Raw genomic sequence first — 17,621 nt, forward strand, 5'->3', positions numbered from 1 at the left:
GATTTATAACTCCCTTCTTCCAGTTTACGCAATAAAAGCCTCAAGGTTCTCCGCAAAGCTGTCCAGCTCCTCCTGAGTCCGTTTTTCGGTGACCGCAATCAAGAGACCGGTCTCGTGGTGAGCAGCAAGGTCGTAACCGGCAAACACCCTCTTTTCAAGCATGGCGTTGATAATTTCTGCTGCTGGAAGCGGAGTTTCAACAACAAACTCCTTGAAAAACGGAGTCTGATACTTCAGTGAAAACCCCGGCAGTGCGTCAATTTTCGCTGCCAGATAGTGCGCGTTCCGGGTGGATTGTGCGGCAACCTGCCGGATACCCTCTTTGCCGAGAAGCGAAAGGTAAACGGCGGCCTGCAATGCATTGAGCGCCTGGTTGCTGCAGATATTGGAGGTTGCTTTTTCCCGGCGGATATGCTGCTCGCGGGTCTGCAGGGTAAGAATAAAGCCATCCTCGCCATCGCGGTCTTTGGTCATACCGACCAGTCGGCCGGGAATCTTGCGGACAAGCTCCTGCCTGACCGTAAAGATACCAAGATAGGGTCCGCCGAAATTCTGCGGGTTACCGAGCGGCTGGCCCTCTCCGACTGCGATATCCGCGCCGTAACTTCCGGGTGCTGCAAGCACGCCGAGCGAGAGCGGATCGGCTGAAACAATAAAGAGAGCCCCTTTTGCATGGGCAATATCGCGTATCGCTTCAACATCTTCAAGGCAGCCGTAAAAATTCGGCTGCTGAACAACAACGGCCGCGACACTCTCATTGACCAGTTCAGCAAGTGAAGCGAGCGATCCGGCACCATCTGCAAGTTCATTCTGGATGACCGCATTATGACCCGAGGCTTCAAGATAGGTTTTCAGAACAGCGCTGTTGTAGGGGTGCAGCTTGCCGGCAACCACAACCTGTGAGCGGCCGGTGACGTTCATGGCCATCAGCACCGCTTCGGCAAGTGCTGTAGCTCCGTCATACATGGAGGCATTGGCTACATCCATCTCATAGAGACGGCAAATCAGGCTCTGGTATTCGTAGATCGCCTGCAGGGTACCCTGGGAAACCTCCGCCTGGTAGGGGGTATAGGCTGTATAGAATTCGCTGCGTGAAACAATAGTCTTGATCGCGGCGGGAATAAAGTGATCGTATGCTCCTCCGCCAAGAAAACTCACATAGTCGGAAGTGCTCCGGTTCGCAGAAGCAAGGGTTTCGAGCAGTTTCCGCACCTGCGGTTCATCTGAAGCCGCAAAAAGATCGAGGGTTTTTTTAAGCCGGATCTCTTCAGGAATATCCTTGATAAGATCCTCAAAGGAGCCTGCGCCTATCGCCCGGAGCATCTCCTCCCTCTCTTCCGGAGTATTGATAATGAAGGGCATACGTTACTCTCCTGTCAACTGACGGTATGCCGCAGCGTCAAGAAGTCCCTCAAGAGCTGAGGGGCCTGCAACTTTCAGCTTGATCAGCCACCCTTCGCCATAAGCATCCTGATTGACAACTTCAGCACTGTCGAGCGACGGGTTCAGTTCAAGAATCTCGCCGGCAACCGGAGCAAAAAGATCAGCAACCGTCTTTACCGCCTCAACCGTACCGAACACCTCATGCTGCTTGAGTACCGTTCCGGCAGACTTCAGTTCCACAAAAACAATATCACCAAGTTCGTGCTGGGCAAAATCAGTAATGCCGACCAGGGCGGTGCTGCCGTCTGCAAGCAGTTTGATCCATTCATGGTCTTTGGTATAAAGAAGATCTTCAGGAATAGTCATGATAGCGCGTATGAGTGTTGTTGGAGTTTTCCGGAGCAGAAACTTTTTATGAAGAGCAAGGTAATATTTTTTTGAAAGTGCTGAAACAACAGGGAAAAAGAATCCCGGTTAAATCAATCAAAAAAAAGATGCTACAACAATCTCTGGCGCATCGACTCGTAAAGCAGTACCCCTGCCGTCACACTGACATTCAGCGACTCAACGCAACCGGCCATCGGAATACGGACAACATGATCACAGAATTTGAGCGCTTCCGGGGCAATCCCGCTCCCCTCCATGCCAAGCACTATGGCTGTCGCTCGCTTCATATCGGCATCGTTATAGTTGAGTTCCGCATCCATATCGGCCGCAATCACCTGAATATCCTTTTCGTGCAGATACTCAAGAGCGCGAACAAGGCTCTTCACCTTGCAGATCCGCATATGGGAGAGCGCTCCGGCGGATGCCTTGTGAACCACGGCGTTGACCGGAGAACCCTTTCCTTCCACAAGCACAACAGCGTCAGCCGCCACGGCTTCAGCTGTCCTTATAATGGCTCCGATATTATGAGGATCATCCAGCCCCTGCAGAACGACCAGAAGCGGAGAGCTGTTGCGGGGAGAGGCCAGAACCTCGTCCAGCGAGTAGTAGGTAACCGTGCTGATGAGCGCGCACACACCCTGATGCTTCGTTGTTCCTGCAATCAGGGAGAGTTTTTCGAGTCTGGCCTTGCCGGTAACAATCTTCTGCCGCCTTGCGCCAATGATGATCTCCTTCAGCTTGGGGTGCGCAGTATTGAACTGGAAATAGATTTTCTCGATGCTCTCGGGCTTCTGCTGGAGCAGCTCAAGTACAGCGTTGCGGCCGTAAACTATATTTTCTGAATGTTCAACATCCATAGACGTTCATACCATCTCTTGCCGATTAATAAGATAAGCTCAGGATCCCGGTAAAGAGAGACCGGCAGCCTGTTGCGGGTGGCAAAGCAGAATGTAATTAAATTTATCAAAAATCGATTTTTTTAATATCTTTCCAATCGTCTCGAATTTAATACGATCAAAACGTTTTCAGCTCCTTCGGGGTTCCTGGATCGTGCCCCCCTGTACATACCTTTCATCAATACAAATTCATGGACTGCCAGTATGAGCCGGATATTTAAAACCATGGAGGGAAATGAAGCTGTTGCTCATATCTCTTATCGTACAAGTGAAGTTATCTGTATATACCCGATTACTCCGGCCTCCCCGATGGGCGAGTATTCCGATGCATGGTCTGCCGAGGGCAGAAAGAATATCTGGGGCACCGTCCCCAAAATTGATGAACTGCAGAGCGAGGCGGGTGCAGCTGCGGCGGTTCACGGCGCACTGCAGACCGGTTCTCTGACAACCACCTTTACGGCGTCACAGGGTCTTCTCCTGATGATTCCGAATATGTATAAAATTGCCGGTGAGCTCACCCCCTGCGTAATTCACGTATCGGCTCGTGCCCTTGCCGGTCAGGCGCTCTCAATCTTCGGCGACCATGGTGACGTCATGTCGGTTCGGGGAACAGGCTTTGCAATGCTTGCATCCAGTTCTGTTCAGGAAGCCATGGATATGGCGCTTATCTCGGCAGCGGCAACCCTTGAATCAAGAATTCCATTCCTTCACTTCTTTGATGGATTCAGGACATCGCATGAAATAGCAAAAATCGAGGTCATTCCCGATACAACCATAAAAGCAATGATCAACGATGATCTTGTCATTGCGCACCGCAACCGGCGCATGAGCCCTGATGCCCCGATTATCCGGGGAACATCACAGAACCCGGATGTCTATTTCCAGGCTCGCGAGACCGTCAACAGCTACTACAATGCCTGTGCTGATATAACAGAAAAGGTGATGGCACAATTCGGTGAGCTTACCGGACGGCACTATAAACTCTACCAGTACTACGGTGCTCCTGATGCAGAGAGGGTTATCGTCATGATGGGCTCCGGCGTTGAAACCGTCCGTGAAACCGTTGAATATCTCAACAACAGCGGTGAAAAAGTCGGCGTTATCAATGCCCGCCTCTTCCGTCCATTCGATGTTGAGCGTCTTGTCAAGGCACTGCCCTCCACAATCAAATCGATCTCCATTCTTGACCGGATGAAGGAGCCAGGAAGCGCCGGAGAACCGCTCTACCTTGATATCGTCAATGCTCTCTTTGAAGGTGTGCAGAAAGGACTCCTGAAAGGGCTGCCAAGCATTACCGGCGGAAGATACGGTCTTTCCTCCAAGGAGTTCACGCCGGCGATGGTTAAAGCCATTTACGACAATATGGCAACAGCCGCACCGAAAAACCATTTCACGATCGGCATCAATGATGATGTCACCCACCTGAGTCTTGACTATGACCGGACCTTCTCGATTGAGCCGGACGAAATGTTCCGCGCCCTCTTTTACGGCCTTGGTTCCGACGGCACGGTTGGTGCCAACAAAAACAGCATCAAGATCATCGGTGAAAACACTCCGAACTTCGCCCAGGGCTATTTTGTCTATGACTCCAAAAAATCGGGCTCAATCACCACTTCACACTTGCGGTTCGGTCCTCATGAGATTCGTTCACAATACCTGATCACCGAAGCCCAGTTCATCGGCTGTCACCACTGGATCTTCCTTGAAATGATTGATCTGGTTAAAAATCTGAAAAAGGGCGGAACACTGCTCCTGAACTCTCAATTCACTCCGGAAGAGATCTGGGATAAACTTCCGAAAACCGTCCAGGAACACCTGATCCGCAAAGAGGCAAAACTCTACACCATAGATGCCTACAAGGTCGCCAGTGCGAGCGGGATGGGCCAGCGTATCAACACCATCATGCAGGCCTGCTTTTTTGCCATCTCCGGAGTACTTCCCCGTGATGAGGCGATTGAAAAAATCAAGAGTGCTATCAAATATACCTATGGCAAAAAGGGTGATGAGGTCGTCAGGCAGAACATACAGGCTGTAGATAATACCCTTGACAATCTGCACCAGGTAACGATCGGCACGGTTGCCGACAGCAAACAGGATCTGCGCTCCTGTATTGTCGGAGAGGCAAGCGGATTCTTCTGTAATGTACTGGCAAAAGTTATTGCCGGTGACGGTGACGACATTCCTGTCAGCGATCTTCCCGATGACGGCACCTATCCAACCGGCACAGCTAAATTCGAAAAACGCAATCTTGCGGATGAAATCCCGGTATGGGAACCCCATCTCTGCATCCAGTGCGGCAAATGCGCCATGGTCTGCCCTCATGCGGCTGTCCGCGCCAAGGTCTATGACCCCAAATACATTGAAAACGCACCCCGTACCTTCAAATCCATACAGGCAAAGGGTGCAAGCTGGGAGGGGATGAACTATACCATCCAGATAGCGCCTGAGGATTGTACCGGCTGTATCGTCTGCGCTCATGTATGCCCCGGAAGGGACAAGAGCAATCCGGAACGCCATGCACTCAACATGGAGCCGCAGCTTCCGCTTCGCGAGACCGAGATTGACAACTGGAACTACTATCTCAACATTCCGGAGTTTGATCGCAACAAAATCAATACCAAGCTGATCAAGGAGCAGCAGCTTCAGGAGCCGCTCTTCGAATTTTCGGGAGCCTGCGCAGGGTGCGGTGAAACACCCTACATCAAACTCATGACACAGCTCTTCGGAGACCGCCTTGTTATAGGCAATGCCACCGGATGTTCATCGATTTATGGCGGCAATCTTCCGACAACACCCTACACCACCAATGCCCAGGGTCTCGGGCCGACATGGTCAAACTCTCTTTTCGAGGATACCGCAGAGTTTGCACTCGGTTTCAGGATATCAATTGACAAGCAGCGTGAATACGCAAGCGAGATTCTGCTGAGAATCGGCTCCCAGATCGGTGAAACCCTGACACGGGAGATCCTTGAAGCAAAAGAGCTCACTGAACCCGAGATCTTCGAGCAGAGAAAACGGGTGGCGATACTCAAGGAGAAACTTCGTCAACTGGATTCACCCGACGCAAAAAACCTGCTCTCGATAGCCGACATGCTGGTCAAAAAGAGTGTCTGGGGCGTCGGAGGCGATGGCTGGGCCTATGATATCGGTTACGGCGGAGTTGACCATATCACGGCAGGCGACAAGAACATCAACCTTCTGGTACTTGATACCGAGGTCTATTCAAACACCGGAGGACAGGCATCGAAGGCAACCCCGAAAGCCGCGGTTGCAAAATTTGCCGCTGCCGGCCGCACGGTGACGAAAAAGGATCTCGGCATGATCTCCATGAGCTACAACAATGCCTATGTCGCCTCGGTGGCTTTTGGCGCGCGTGATGAGCAGACACTCAAGGCTTTCCTTGAAGCCGAAGCTTACGACGGCCCATCGATCATCATTGCCTACTCGCACTGTATCGCTCATGGTATCGACATGGGGAGAGCGCTGGACAACCAGAAAGCCGCTGTGGATTCCGGACACTGGCTCCTCTACCGCTTTAATCCGGACAGATTGAAAGAGGGTAAAAATCCGCTTATTCTTGATTCGAAAAAACCGAAAATTCCGGTTGCCCAGTTCCTCAACATGGAGAACCGCTTCAGAATGCTCAAGAAGAGCCATCCGGCTCTTGCCGAAGGCTATTTTACCGCAATCCAAAAAGAGGTGGACGCACGGTGGGCCCATTACGAATACCTTGCAGCCAGAACCTTTGATGAGCTGAAAGAGCAGTAGGCCTGAGTAAAAGAAAGCAATAAAAAACGGCGGTATAACACCCGCCGTTTTTTGTTTGAGAGAAAGGACATCAAGGACTACAGGGACATCAAGGACGAAGAGAAACATCAATCACTTTCTACCAATATCGCTTTCCTCTGGAGCTCAATCCAATATTCAGAATATAAAATCTCTTGGATCTAGTCCACTCTCTTCCTCTTCCCTACATCCCCTTCAGCTTCCGCAGCTTGTCACGAGTTTCAGCAGCCTTCTGCATATTTCCGAGTTTGTCATAGACCTGGGCAAGATGGTCGAATATTTCAGCTTCACGTGAATTGAGCCCTGCGGCTTTTTCCAGTAACTCCCTCGATTTGTCATATTCGCCCATCCTGTAGAGTATCCAGCCGAGCGTATCAAGATAACTTGCACTGAGCGGCTCCGCTGCTACCGCTTTCATGGCAAGCGTTTTGGCTCTCGACAGATCTTTGCCCTGCTCGGCAAGCATGTAGGCAATATTGTTCATGGCAAGCGCATTTCCGGGATCAAGCAGTAAAACCTCCTCATAAAGTCTGATGCTTTTGACGGATAAACCCTGCCTGTCATAACATAAGGCAAGAATACCTGCCGCCTGAAGGTACAGATCCTTCTCTGTTTTAACATTGATCGACTGCAGCACGTTTTCAAGCAGCGAAACAGCATGGTCCAGCTTGCCCTCCTGAAACAGAAGATCCCCTTCCATGACCCGGAATCTCATCGCCAGAACCGGATATCGTTTTTTAGCACGCACGATGATCGATGATGCTTTACGAAACTCTTTCTGCATAATATAGGCGGAAACCAGAGCCTCCTCGATGACCGGATTCCCCGGTACAAAAGAGCGTGCCTTGAGAAAATAACGCTCCGCTCCCTGTGCATCCTGCCGCTGAAGCATCGACTGCCCTCTGAGCAGATAAACGCCGCCATTGCGGGGATAATGCCTGTTCAGTTCTGAAATCATAACCTGGGCAGGCGCCTCGTAGGCGCTGTCCTTCAATGATCTGATAAGAAAGAGACGGGCAACAGCAATCTTCTGATCCACACCAATACGACCGAGCAGGTGAAACCGGTGAAGATCTTTCAAAAAAGTCTCCCGGTTTCCCGACTGTACAGAGACCTCAAACAGAGCGAGCCAGGCCGGAACATAGAGCGGATTGTCATCGATAACGTCCCGAAACGACTTGAATGCCGATTCATATTGACCGGTCTGCAGATAGAGCTCGCCAAGGGTCAGACGCAGCTTCTCTTTACCATCTCCCTGTTCAACCAGCTCGTTAAGGGTACCGATTGCATTCTGATAGTGACGAAGCTTTATTTCAAGCAGCAGTACCTGAGCCTGGGTTGTTTCATTCTTCGGATCAATACGAAGAATCTCCTGAAAGACGGCAAGAGCTTTTTCCGGTTGATCGGCGGAAAGATATTCGACGGCAAGCAGAGAGAGGTTCTCCGGACGACCGGGTTCAAGCGTGACCAGGCGCTGGTAGAGCTCGGCCGCATAGGTGTAATCAGTCATCTGATGGGAGAGTTCTGCAAGATATCGCAGGTAATAGGTATTGGAGGGATCGAGCTTTACACTCCTTTCGCTGTAAAATCGGGCGGAATCGGAAACACCAATACTGTAAAATGATCGTGAAAGCGCATAATTGATAGCAGGAGTTGAAGCATCGCTCTTCAGAAGAGCCCGATAACGATCAACAGCCGCCCTGTGCTCCCCTTTTATATTCAGCAGCAGTGCGCCGACAAACTCCCTTCTCTTCGATTCGGAAAGCGAGTCAGCCTTGAGGCTCCTTCCCGCAACAACCGGCTCTGAAGAACAGCCTGAAAGGGCGATCGCCAAAAAAGCCGAAAACAGCAGCATGAAATACACCGCATGCCGCCATGCCGGTATAGCTCCGCACAGGCTACGCATTGAAAAGAGGACCTTCACTCCTCTCCACTCCTGTTGAAAATCGCACATGCGCCTGCAGGGTCGCGACCCTTCCCCTCGGCGTTCTTGTCAGATAGCCCGCCTGAATCAGGTAGGGCTCGTAAACCTCTTCAATGGTATTCTGCTCCTCCCCCACTGACACGGCCAGAGAGGCTATACCGACGGGACCGCCGTTAAATTTGTTGACAATGGTCTCCATGATTTTTTTATCCATATCATCGAGTCCCTCCTCGTCTATTTCGAGACATTCGAGCGTCTTCATGGCTATGGCGCGGTTAATGAGCGCTTCGGAATCAACCTGGGCAAAATCCCTCGCCCGACGGAGCAGTCTGTTGGCTATACGGGGAGTGCCCCGGGAGCGTCCGGCAATCTCCTTTGCCGCTTCACCATCGATACCGATACCGAGAATACCCGAGGCCCTGACAATGATTTTTTCAAGAAGTTCCGGAGAATAGTAGTCAAATCGGCTGTTGATGCCGAAGCGTGCCCTGAGCGGAGAGGTCAGAAGACCGGAACGGGTTGTGGCTCCGATAAGGGTAAAGGGTTCAATGCGAAGTTGTACGGCCCGTGCAGAAGGGCCGCTGTCGAGCATGATATCGATACGGAAATCCTCCATTGCCGAATAGAGATACTCCTCAACTGCCGGCGGCATGCGGTGGATCTCATCAATAAAGAGTACGTCACCCTTCTGCAGACCGGTCAGCAGACCGGCAAGATTGCCCGCCTTGTCGAGCAGAGGCCCGGAGGTTGCCTTGATGCTTCCCCCCATTTCAGAGGCGATAATATAGGCAAGTGTTGTTTTGCCAAGTCCCGGAGGTCCTGAGAGCAAAACATGGTCGAGTGCATCTCCCCGGATTTTGGCCGCGGATATAAATACCTTCAGGTTATCAGTCAATCGTTGCTGCCCGGCAAAATCACCCATCCGAAGCGGACGTATCTGCTCCTCAAACCTTGTTTCAACGGCATCGGGTGGTGTATTGAGCAGTTCTATTCTCACAGCAAAGAGCGTTTCAGGTTGATCAATGAGCACCTTCAGAGCTTTATGCGTGGATCCACAACTGCATAGAGCACATCAGAAACAAGATTGCCGAGTACGATCAGGGATCCTGAAATGAAGGTATTGGCGATGATCAGCGGATAATCCCTGGCAAAGATCGCCTCTACCGTCACCCTTCCCATACCGGGGAATGCAAAAATCACTTCAATAAAGAGAGCTCCGCTGAAAATAAAGGGGAGTGAACTCCCCATAAGGGTAACGACCGGTAGCAGGGCGTTGCGAAGTGCATGTTTGAAAATAACCACATTTTCCGGCAATCCCTTCGCTCTTGCGGTTCGGATATAGTCCTGACGGATCACTTCAAGCATGCTGCCCCTGACATAGCGTGCGATACCAGCTGCCCCGTTAATGCTGAGCACGGTTACCGGCAGAACCAGATGCCAGAAACGGTCAAGCACAAAACCAAGCGGCCCGAAACTTTCGGCTCCGATTTCGTTCAGTCCTGATGCGGGAAAGAGCGGGTACTTCAGAGCAAAGAGTATAATCATCATGAGGGCAAACCAGAACTCCGGCATTGAATAAAAAAAGAGTGCGCTCACGGTGAGAAAGCGATCAATAAAACTGTTCTGGCGAACCGCGGAAACAATACCGATAAGAATGCCAAAGGTGAAATTCGCAACAAGGGTAAGAGCCGCGATGGTTACGGTAATCGGCAGAGCCTCGGCAATGACATCGAAAACAGGCTGCTGGGCACGGCTGAAACTGCGGCCGAAATCACCCTGCAAAACATTGGCAAGCCACTTGACATACTGCACCGGGAGGGGATCGTTAAGACCATACTGCGCCCTGATCTGCTCGGCAACATTCGGACTGATACCCGGTTGTATAAAGAAGGCCGCCGGATCACCGGGAGCAAGCCTGATAATGAAAAAGGTCAGGGTCAGCACTCCGAAGATGAGCGGAACGGCTATCAGAATGCGTTTAAGAATATAGATCAGCATGACATCCTATTGGGTAAGCGCAGCTGAAGGCCGGAGCCTCCAGTCATCAAGATTGTAAAAAGTCCCCGAAATATTGAGCTCCTCGCCCTCAATCCTCCTGCTGAACCCCTGGGTCTCCTTGATCCAGTAGAGGAAGGTGATCGGCTGATCCCTGTGCAGAATCTCCTGATACTCCTGCCAGTAAGCTTTCGCTCCTGTCGGATCCATTTTCTGTTTGGCAAGTTCACAGAGCTGATCAATTCGCGAATTGACATATCCGGTAAAATTAAACCGGCTCTTTTTGAGATCCGAACCCCATACATCAAGAGGATCAATCTCCAGACCTATCGACCATCCGGCCATCCATGCGTCAAGCTTTCTCTCCTGAAGATTCTCGAAAAAGACATTACTCTCCTGGACGTCAAGCTTGCAGTCAATTCCGATCGCACGAAGGTTCTGCTGAATAATGGTACTGGCATAGTTTCTGCGTGCATTGCCCGCATTGGTATAGAGCACAAAACTGAATTTCCGGCCCTGCTTCTGCAGTATACCGTCCGGCCCGGGAAGCCACCCTTCAGCTCTGAGGAGAGCAGAGGCTCTGGCAGGATCCATTGGATGCGGTGTTATCCGGTTATTGTAGGCCCATTTCAGGGATGGAGAAATATCGTTATTGCAGATCACACCATACGCTTTGAGATAGCCGTCAATAATGGACTCACGATCGATTGCAAGAGTCAGGGCAAGCCTTACCTTTGGCGAACCGAAGAGCGGATGAGGTTTCACTTTTCCGCTTCTGCGGTACTCCTCCTGATCAATATTTGACCATCCGACATAGTCATAGGCTCTGAGTCCAACCGTTTTGATATCAATCTGCCTGTTTGCCTTCATGAGGGCGGTAAAATCCTCGGGTTTGATATTTTCAACAACATCAACGGCACCGGTCTGCAGCTGCGTCAGCCGCACCGTATAATCCGGCACCACTCTGAATGCAAGAGCAGGAATAGTTCCCGGTTTGGGGAGATTGGAGTTCCGGCTTGAAACCAGAATCATCTGCTGCTGCTGCTGCCATCGCTTCAGCTTGTAGGGACCGGCACCAAGCGGTTCGAGATTGAGCGGTGAGTGACGGAACTCTTCAGGTTTGACATCTTTCCAGAGGTGCATGGGCAGAGGTGTCAGCGAGGTATGATAAAGGGCAAGATGCTCCGCAACCGGTTTGTAAAACCTGAAAATCAGAGTTGTATCATCCGGGGTCTCTATTGCCCTGTCAAAATCTATACGGCCTTTGTCAGCTCCGACCAGTTCTGCAAGATACTGCTGACGGGCACTGGCAATGACCGGATTGCCATAGAGTTTATAGGAAAACTTGAAATCGCCCGATACAATCCGCTTGCCGTCATTCCAGAATACATCATTTCTGAGCGTGTAGGTTATGGATTTATGGTCCGCTGACATCTGCCAGCTCCTGGCAACTGCGGCCCTGGGTGTTTTTTTTGCCTGACTCGATGCAACCTCGCGCAGCTTTTTTTCAAGCGCCATATAGTTGAGCAGCCCGGTCGTCGTATCAAACTCTGTCTGAAGGAGCGAAGGATAGATCAAACCCATGATATTGCCGGATGTGACCGTACTGCCGAGTACAGGATTCAGATAATCAGCATCGCCAAGCATGGCAATGACAAGGGTAGAATCCATTGCCGCCTGGCCCATTGCTGAATGCTCGGCACCCCCGTTACTCCGGTTGCAGCCACTCATGGCCAAAACAGAGAGGGCGAGCAGCAGGCAAAGCACCAACCCTGGCAAAGGCAAAGAGCGACCGCCGCGGAGTTCACTCCTCAAAATTTTCCTGTATTCTGTCATTATTGATTACTTGTTTTATCCTCTCGGTCAGGGCTTCAGCTGCAACATAATTCGAGTATCGCTTCAGCAGGAAATTAAGGGCAACAACCTCAATGATAACCGTAATATTTTTACCCGGAAATATAGGCAATTGTACAAGCGGAACATCGACACCGAGAATTTTAGTGAATTTGGTATCAAGCCCCAGCCGTTCGTAGCCCATCTCCTTGTTCCACTCCAGCAGCTCAACCACCACGAGCACCTCCTTGACATCACGAATAGCGCGAATACCGAAGGTCGCCTTGACATCAACGACTCCGAGTCCTCGAATTTCCATGAAATGATCAACAATATTGTTTCGTTTGGCACTCAGCACCATAGATTCACCCTTTCGATGAATAACAACAACATCGTCGGCTACCAGACCGTGACCACGCTCAACAAGATCAAGGGCTATTTCGGACTTTCCGAGGCCGCTCTTGCCGGTTAACAGCACACCGACCCCGTATACATCAACCATCGAACCGTGATACTGCTGGTAGAGTGAAAACTGTTCATCAAGAAAGCCGGTAACAAGATAGACTGTTTTCGTTGAAGAGTGGCGGGTAATGTAGACCGGAATGCCCGCTTTGGTTGCCATGTTGAGCAGCTCCGGAGGCAGTTTGTTGTTGCTGGTCAGAATAATGCAGGGCATCTTGAAGCGCACAAGATTTTCAAACACCCGTTTGCGCTCATCCTCATCCAGATGATTGAGAAACCTTGTCTCCGTATTTCCCAGAATCTGTACCCGCTTGTAGGTAAAGAGATTGGTGAATCCGGCAAGAGCAAGTCCGGGACGGTGAAGATCGCGCTCAAAAATCCGGCGCTTCTCTTCATCAACATTGTTCAGACGCCGCAACTTGATATCGTGCTTCTTGCCGATCGTATTAAAAAAATAGGCGACCGTTATCGATCGCTTTTTTAATCCTTTCTGATCAAGATTCATGGGTTTGGCAATGGAGGTGTGAAAAAAAACTGCGGGGCCAAACCATAAAAGACCCCGCAATAGTCAAAAAGAGCTTTTTATGACTGTTTTTCCTTGTATTTGAGCAGCTGACGGCTCATTGCTTCAACACAGTTATCAATACACTGTTCGTAGGCCACTCCCGCATCCTTGGCAACAAGCACATGCTGCGGAACATTCACCGTTATCTCAGCAAGCTTGTTCTTTTCAAAGTCATTCTTTTGATGATCCAGAATAACATGACAACTGATTATTCCGGGGAAAATCCGGGAAAGCGGAATCACGGCATTGCGGGCATACTCCTCTATAGTCGTGTGATTATTGGAATGGCGCAGGGTAACCTTAACATTGAGCGGTTCATTGGCAACAACTTTTGTCATAACAACCTCCGTTAAATATATGGTGAACGTAAAGAAGGAACACGCCCCTGGTTTCTGGAGTAAACCGGAGCTGGAATAATCTATGCCCTGGGATGCGCTTTGCGGTATACCTCCTTCAGGCGATCAAAGGTAACATGGGTATATATCTCAGTTGTCGAAAGATTACTGTGACCGAGCATTTCACTGACGCTGGTAAGGTCAGCCCCGCTGTTCAGCAGGTGTGTGGCAAAACTGTGACGCAGTATATGTGGATTTTTCTGTTTCTGCTCTGTGACCGAAACAAGATATTTTCTGGTCAATCGCTGAACAAGCATGGGATACAGCTGTTTACCCTTTTTTGTTACAAATACATAGTTTATCGATTCAGCTCTCCCCTTCAGAGATATTCTAAAGAAGTTTCGCCGGACTTCAAAATATTTTTTAAGTGCCTGAAGCGCAGCCCCGCCGACGGGAACAATCCGCTGCTTGCGCCCTTTGCCGGTCAGTTTCACATATCCGCCGTCAAGATCAAGCCGGTCGGTTGTCAGCCCGGTAAGTTCCGAGACCCGGAGGCCACAACTGTAGAGCAGCTCAAGAATGCTCCGGTCACGCTCCGAAACAAACTCCTCCTCGATCGGGCTCTTTTCACTCTGCCGGAATGGAGCTCTACCGGAAGAGAGCTCTTCATTAAAAAGCTTCTCTGTCTGCTGTTCGGTTAAAAATGCCGGGACACGCTTCGGATAACGGGGTGTTGCTATAAAAGAAAAGAGGGAGCCCGTTATCTTGCCCGTCTCCTGCTGATAGCGATAGAAACTTTTGACCGAAGCAAGTTTTCTTGCAATTGAACGCGGCTTGACTCCTCTCTCTATCAGAGCTCCCATAAAAAGCCTCACATCTACAGCCTTAACCTGTTCGAGGGCAAAACCGTTCAGGTCATCAAGCCTGAAATGGTGCAGAAGAAAGGAAAAATACTGAATCAGGTCACCCCGGTATGCTTTCAGCGTATTGGGTGAAAGGTTTTTTCTGCTCCGGAGTGCGCTGAGAAAGTCACCGAGAGGCTTGTACTCTTCAGCCGCCGGAATGGTAAACCAGGATGAGGATGAATCCTTCATGAGAGTGCTACACAGAGAAGTTCCGCTTTATTTTTAATGTAATACAAATGAACACCACGGATCAGGAAATTGTTCAAACCCGGCTTCTCAACACCACTCTCCATCCAGTCAGCATAAACCAGCCGGTCGTTTTGCCACACCTTGAGCCGGGAGTTCCATAAACCGGGGTGATCAGCCGCTTCATGCAGCGCGGCAACAGTCAGTGTGCCCTGCACAATACATTCACAGCGTTCCGAGCCGGCAACACCAACACGCTGCAGCGCAAGGTGTTCAAGCGCCATGCCTTCAGAGACAAACTCAGGCAGAACAACCTGCTGGCGCTCCTCTTCAGGAACAAGCTGGGCCCTTATCTCGCTGACCGACATACTCTCACTGCCGAGATGGCGGATATCTTCACCACTCTCCGGGTCAATAAGGATAAAATGTCTTTCGGGAAAACCGGCGAAAACCGATAGCCGGTAGACCAGAAACTCATGCTCAAGATTCGCGGCAAAAATAATATCTCTGCGTGACCATACCACGCGCCCGCTCCTCGCATCCAGCGCCCATATACCCAGATGCTCCGGACTTTGCGGTTGATAAAGGTGGCAATAGAGCAGATTACGGGATGTTGTTTCAAAGCCGGTAAACCACCCCTCCCCCGCGGCGATTGGATGCCGAGTGTCCGTCAGGAAGTAATCATCAAAAAAAACCTTTCCGCTCTCTGTCTCAATGCTGAAAAAGAGGGCCTCGCGGCTCAGCGGATAGCGCTTCTGACCTATCAGCTCTCCATTGCCGGTAAACATGAACTGCCATATGAGCGCACCGGCTCCCGCATGATAGCTCCAGATAACCGGAAGCTGCTGTTGGATGATGGTCATGGTCTCTCTGCGCTCCTCATCAATCGGTAGATATTGACCGCAACCGACTCTGTGCCTGTCCGATACTCCCGGACCAGAGGGGTAACCGAAAAATCATTCTCCCCGGCAAGCTCAAGAAACTGCTCGGCAAGCCTTCTGCGGGGATCAGAAATAAAAGCCGCTCCACCCGGTTTAAGCAGCTTGTCAATCGCATAGACAATCGGAAGGAGGTTCACCCGCTCGTAAAGCACATCGGCGGCAAAGAGCAGGTCAAACTGTTCTCTGCACTGCACCAGCCGCCAGTCAAGCCTTTCGGTCTCTACCTTCACCCTGTTTTTCAGCGCATTATAGCGGATAAAACGAAGTGCTTCCAGAGAGTAGTCTGTAGCAAGCACACTCGCCCCTTTCCAGGCAGCAACAATTGAAGCCATCCCCACTCCGGCACCGATTTCAACGATACGCTTCCCCTCAAGCGGAAGCTCATCGGCAATGAATGTGGAGAGCGTGATGGCGGAAGGCCAGATTTCAGCCCAGTAGGGCATCTGTTCATCCTTCACAAACTCCTCCGGCGATATCCTGTCAAGAAGGGCATAACTGTCAAGAACAGAGAGAAAGCTGAAGGAGTGGCCGCCAAAGGTATAGGGTTTTCCATCAAGATCATACTCTCCGGCAAGCTCCTCATAGAGTTGCTCTATCTCCCCTCCCGCCCCGGTATTTGGTGAGTTCATGTTTACGCGCCTTTTTATACGTCAACTGTTCAGAAAAGTGGGTTGCCGGCAGGGATAGAGCTCCCCGGTTTCCGATCCATAAAAAATCAACGGAATTTACCGAAAAATAGAACCGGATTTCTATTTTGCATCAAACAGCCGGAACAAAACAATATAACGTCACCAAACCGCACACCAGATGAAAAAAGAGATCCTTGAAATTTTCAGCAACACCTACCCGGACCGGGATTACACCATTGAAATCGTCAATCCGGAGTTCACCTCGGTCTGCCCGAAAACCGGACTTCCGGACTTTGGCACCATTACGGTCCGCTACGTTCCCGATAAAAGCTGTGTTGAACTGAAATCGCTGAAATACTATTACCTTGAATTCCGCAACGCCGGAATCTTTTACGAAAACGTCACCAACAGAATTCTCGACGATCTGGTCAGCGTTATGCAGCCACGAACGCTCTCTGTCACAACCGAATGGAAAGCAAGGGGAGGAATAACCGAAACCGTCAGCGTCAGCTACAGTGCCGCGCGATGAACACCGGACATAAAAAAAGCCTCAGAGGAGCACTCTGAGGCTTTTTTTATACTTTATGTAACTATCGGACTTCTTTCGATCAGTATTTATCAAGCCCCTCGTTCAGAAACTGCATGATTTTTGTGGCATCTTCAGGAGTAATCATACCGCCAGCAGCAGCTACCATACGATTGACAACCACATCAATCTTGCCGGTCTTTTTGTACTTGCTCTTCAATGCATCCATGGTGGAAACCTGCGAGTGACAGATGTTGCACTTGGCAGTCCAGAGAGCCTTTGCAGCAACAAAATCAAATCCTGCGGGTGCAAGGGGAACATTGGGAGAGAGTACCGGTTTTTCCAAGTAGGCTTTCAGTTCTGTAACCGAACGGATGGATGAACCGTCAAGCAGGGTTGTACGCCCGGTACCCGACATCAGAATACCGGAAGGCCTCAGCCAAAGTGAGGCAAACATCAGGGCAACAATGGCAATGATGGTAAGGGGAAAACTCAGAAACCACTTGGCGCTGATTCTTGAGGACATCTTGCCAAGCCCCATGATGGTCAGCGAGGCAAACAAGATCAGTGCAAACCATCCCGCAAAGGAGCGCAAGGGAGTCAGTATTGGAGAGAGATTGTCTGCCGGGAGCTTGTAGCCGGTTAAAAAAGACAACCCGAAAAGCAAAGCCCCCATTAAGACAGCTCCCCCTACTGCCAGGGCTGCAAGCTTACCATTTGATTTGTTGTCCATGTCAGGTAATGAGTTAGGTGTTAGTGGCTTACCCCAAAAATTATAGAGTCAAGATAAGCATAAATAGTAAAGACGACAAACAGAAACCTTAAAAAGCTTTTGTATTACGCCTGCCCGTTCGTCGTAATTGACAAA

General features: G+C 50.4%; 15 protein-coding genes. 2 read left to right on the forward strand and 13 right to left on the reverse strand.

All coding sequences use genetic code 11. The features are described 5' to 3' along the window. Nucleotides 1–24: 24 nt before the first annotated feature. The 3 genes from gcvPA to rlmB all read right to left on the reverse strand — a co-directional run bounded on the left by gcvPA (nt 25) and on the right by rlmB (nt 2,627). Nucleotides 25–1,362 (reverse strand): aminomethyl-transferring glycine dehydrogenase subunit GcvPA, encoded by a 1,338-nt coding sequence (gcvPA, locus tag CFERDRAFT_RS01795; RefSeq protein WP_006365483.1) that lies wholly within the window; start codon nt 1,360–1,362, stop codon nt 25–27. 3 nt (nt 1,363–1,365) lie between these two features. Then, entirely contained in the window at nt 1,366–1,749 is a 384-nt protein-coding gene (gcvH, locus tag CFERDRAFT_RS01800) for a glycine cleavage system protein GcvH (RefSeq protein WP_006365484.1), read from the reverse strand. A 131-nt stretch (nt 1,750–1,880) separates the two neighbouring features. Continuing rightward, entirely contained in the window at nt 1,881–2,627 is a 747-nt protein-coding gene (gene rlmB / locus CFERDRAFT_RS01805) for a 23S rRNA (guanosine(2251)-2'-O)-methyltransferase RlmB (RefSeq protein WP_006365485.1), read from the reverse strand. A gap of 243 nt (nt 2,628–2,870) precedes the next feature. On the opposite strand from rlmB, the gene nifJ reads away from it, so the two are divergent. Beyond that, a complete protein-coding gene (gene nifJ, locus CFERDRAFT_RS01810) occupies nt 2,871–6,434 on the forward strand; it encodes a pyruvate:ferredoxin (flavodoxin) oxidoreductase (protein WP_006365486.1) in 3,564 nt (1,187 codons plus the stop codon). A gap of 202 nt (nt 6,435–6,636) precedes the next feature. Here the strand turns inward: nifJ and CFERDRAFT_RS01815 are convergent, their stop codons facing one another. The 9 genes from CFERDRAFT_RS01815 to CFERDRAFT_RS01855 all read right to left on the reverse strand — a co-directional run bounded on the left by CFERDRAFT_RS01815 (nt 6,637) and on the right by CFERDRAFT_RS01855 (nt 16,227). After that, the gene (locus CFERDRAFT_RS01815; protein WP_198002377.1) at nt 6,637–8,307 is read right to left on the reverse strand and encodes a tetratricopeptide repeat protein; all 1,671 of its coding nucleotides are present in this window, start codon (nt 8,305–8,307) and stop codon (nt 6,637–6,639) included. Between the two features lie 43 nt (nt 8,308–8,350). Further along, entirely contained in the window at nt 8,351–9,373 is a 1,023-nt protein-coding gene (ruvB, locus tag CFERDRAFT_RS01820) for a Holliday junction branch migration DNA helicase RuvB (RefSeq protein WP_040432936.1), read from the reverse strand. A 35-nt stretch (nt 9,374–9,408) separates the two neighbouring features. After that, nucleotides 9,409–10,374 (reverse strand): ABC transporter permease, encoded by a 966-nt coding sequence (locus tag CFERDRAFT_RS01825; protein WP_006365489.1) that lies wholly within the window; start codon nt 10,372–10,374, stop codon nt 9,409–9,411. Between the two features lie 6 nt (nt 10,375–10,380). Beyond that, entirely contained in the window at nt 10,381–12,102 is a 1,722-nt protein-coding gene (locus tag CFERDRAFT_RS01830; protein ID WP_156777968.1) for a peptide-binding protein, read from the reverse strand. A 73-nt stretch (nt 12,103–12,175) separates the two neighbouring features. Further along, nucleotides 12,176–13,171 (reverse strand): HPr(Ser) kinase/phosphatase, encoded by a 996-nt coding sequence (gene hprK / locus CFERDRAFT_RS01835; protein WP_006365491.1) that lies wholly within the window; start codon nt 13,169–13,171, stop codon nt 12,176–12,178. Between the two features lie 77 nt (nt 13,172–13,248). Further along, nucleotides 13,249–13,569, reverse strand: a complete 321-nt coding sequence (locus tag CFERDRAFT_RS01840; protein WP_006365492.1) for an HPF/RaiA family ribosome-associated protein — start codon at nt 13,567–13,569, stop codon at nt 13,249–13,251. Between the two features lie 80 nt (nt 13,570–13,649). Next, on the reverse strand, nt 13,650–14,660 hold the full coding sequence (locus CFERDRAFT_RS01845) for a tyrosine recombinase XerC (RefSeq protein WP_006365493.1): 1,011 nt from the start codon (nt 14,658–14,660) through the stop codon (nt 13,650–13,652). Next, a complete protein-coding gene (locus CFERDRAFT_RS01850) occupies nt 14,657–15,520 on the reverse strand; it encodes a DUF4905 domain-containing protein (RefSeq protein WP_006365494.1) in 864 nt (287 codons plus the stop codon). Before CFERDRAFT_RS01850 ends, CFERDRAFT_RS01845 begins: the two co-directional genes overlap by 4 nt. After that, nucleotides 15,517–16,227, reverse strand: a complete 711-nt coding sequence (locus tag CFERDRAFT_RS01855; RefSeq protein ID WP_006365495.1) for a class I SAM-dependent methyltransferase — start codon at nt 16,225–16,227, stop codon at nt 15,517–15,519. Before CFERDRAFT_RS01855 ends, CFERDRAFT_RS01850 begins: the two co-directional genes overlap by 4 nt. A 178-nt stretch (nt 16,228–16,405) precedes the next feature. On the opposite strand from CFERDRAFT_RS01855, the gene queF reads away from it, so the two are divergent. After that, nucleotides 16,406–16,756 (forward strand): preQ(1) synthase, encoded by a 351-nt coding sequence (gene queF / locus CFERDRAFT_RS01860; protein ID WP_006365496.1) that lies wholly within the window; start codon nt 16,406–16,408, stop codon nt 16,754–16,756. A gap of 79 nt (nt 16,757–16,835) precedes the next feature. Here the strand turns inward: queF and CFERDRAFT_RS01865 are convergent, their stop codons facing one another. Further along, nucleotides 16,836–17,486 (reverse strand): photosystem P840 reaction-center cytochrome c-551, encoded by a 651-nt coding sequence (locus CFERDRAFT_RS01865; RefSeq protein WP_006365497.1) that lies wholly within the window; start codon nt 17,484–17,486, stop codon nt 16,836–16,838. Nucleotides 17,487–17,621: the final 135 nt, after the last annotated feature.

The organism is Chlorobium ferrooxidans DSM 13031 (assembly GCF_000168715.1).
GTDB lineage: Bacteria > Bacteroidota > Chlorobiia > Chlorobiales > Chlorobiaceae > Chlorobium > Chlorobium ferrooxidans.

Excerpts from the sequence above, each read along its gene's own strand:
- gcvPA (WP_006365483.1), bottom strand. The coding sequence starts at position 1,362 with ATGCCCTTCATTATCAATACTCCGGAAGAGAGGGAGGAGATGCTCCGG.
- gcvH (WP_006365484.1), bottom strand. The coding sequence starts at position 1,749 with ATGACTATTCCTGAAGATCTTCTTTATACCAAAGACCATGAATGGATC.
- rlmB (WP_006365485.1), bottom strand. The coding sequence starts at position 2,627 with ATGGATGTTGAACATTCAGAAAATATAGTTTACGGCCGCAACGCTGTA.
- nifJ (WP_006365486.1), top strand. The coding sequence starts at position 2,871 with ATGAGCCGGATATTTAAAACCATGGAGGGAAATGAAGCTGTTGCTCAT.
- CFERDRAFT_RS01815 (WP_198002377.1), bottom strand. The coding sequence starts at position 8,307 with ATGCTGCTGTTTTCGGCTTTTTTGGCGATCGCCCTTTCAGGCTGTTCT.
- CFERDRAFT_RS01825 (WP_006365489.1), bottom strand. The coding sequence starts at position 10,374 with ATGCTGATCTATATTCTTAAACGCATTCTGATAGCCGTTCCGCTCATC.
- CFERDRAFT_RS01830 (WP_156777968.1), bottom strand. The coding sequence starts at position 12,102 with ATGAGTGGCTGCAACCGGAGTAACGGGGGTGCCGAGCATTCAGCAATG.
- hprK (WP_006365491.1), bottom strand. The coding sequence starts at position 13,171 with ATGAATCTTGATCAGAAAGGATTAAAAAAGCGATCGATAACGGTCGCC.
- CFERDRAFT_RS01840 (WP_006365492.1), bottom strand. The coding sequence starts at position 13,569 with ATGACAAAAGTTGTTGCCAATGAACCGCTCAATGTTAAGGTTACCCTG.
- CFERDRAFT_RS01845 (WP_006365493.1), bottom strand. The coding sequence starts at position 14,660 with ATGAAGGATTCATCCTCATCCTGGTTTACCATTCCGGCGGCTGAAGAG.
- CFERDRAFT_RS01850 (WP_006365494.1), bottom strand. The coding sequence starts at position 15,520 with ATGACCATCATCCAACAGCAGCTTCCGGTTATCTGGAGCTATCATGCG.
- CFERDRAFT_RS01855 (WP_006365495.1), bottom strand. The coding sequence starts at position 16,227 with ATGAACTCACCAAATACCGGGGCGGGAGGGGAGATAGAGCAACTCTAT.
- queF (WP_006365496.1), top strand. The coding sequence starts at position 16,406 with ATGAAAAAAGAGATCCTTGAAATTTTCAGCAACACCTACCCGGACCGG.
- CFERDRAFT_RS01865 (WP_006365497.1), bottom strand. The coding sequence starts at position 17,486 with ATGGACAACAAATCAAATGGTAAGCTTGCAGCCCTGGCAGTAGGGGGA.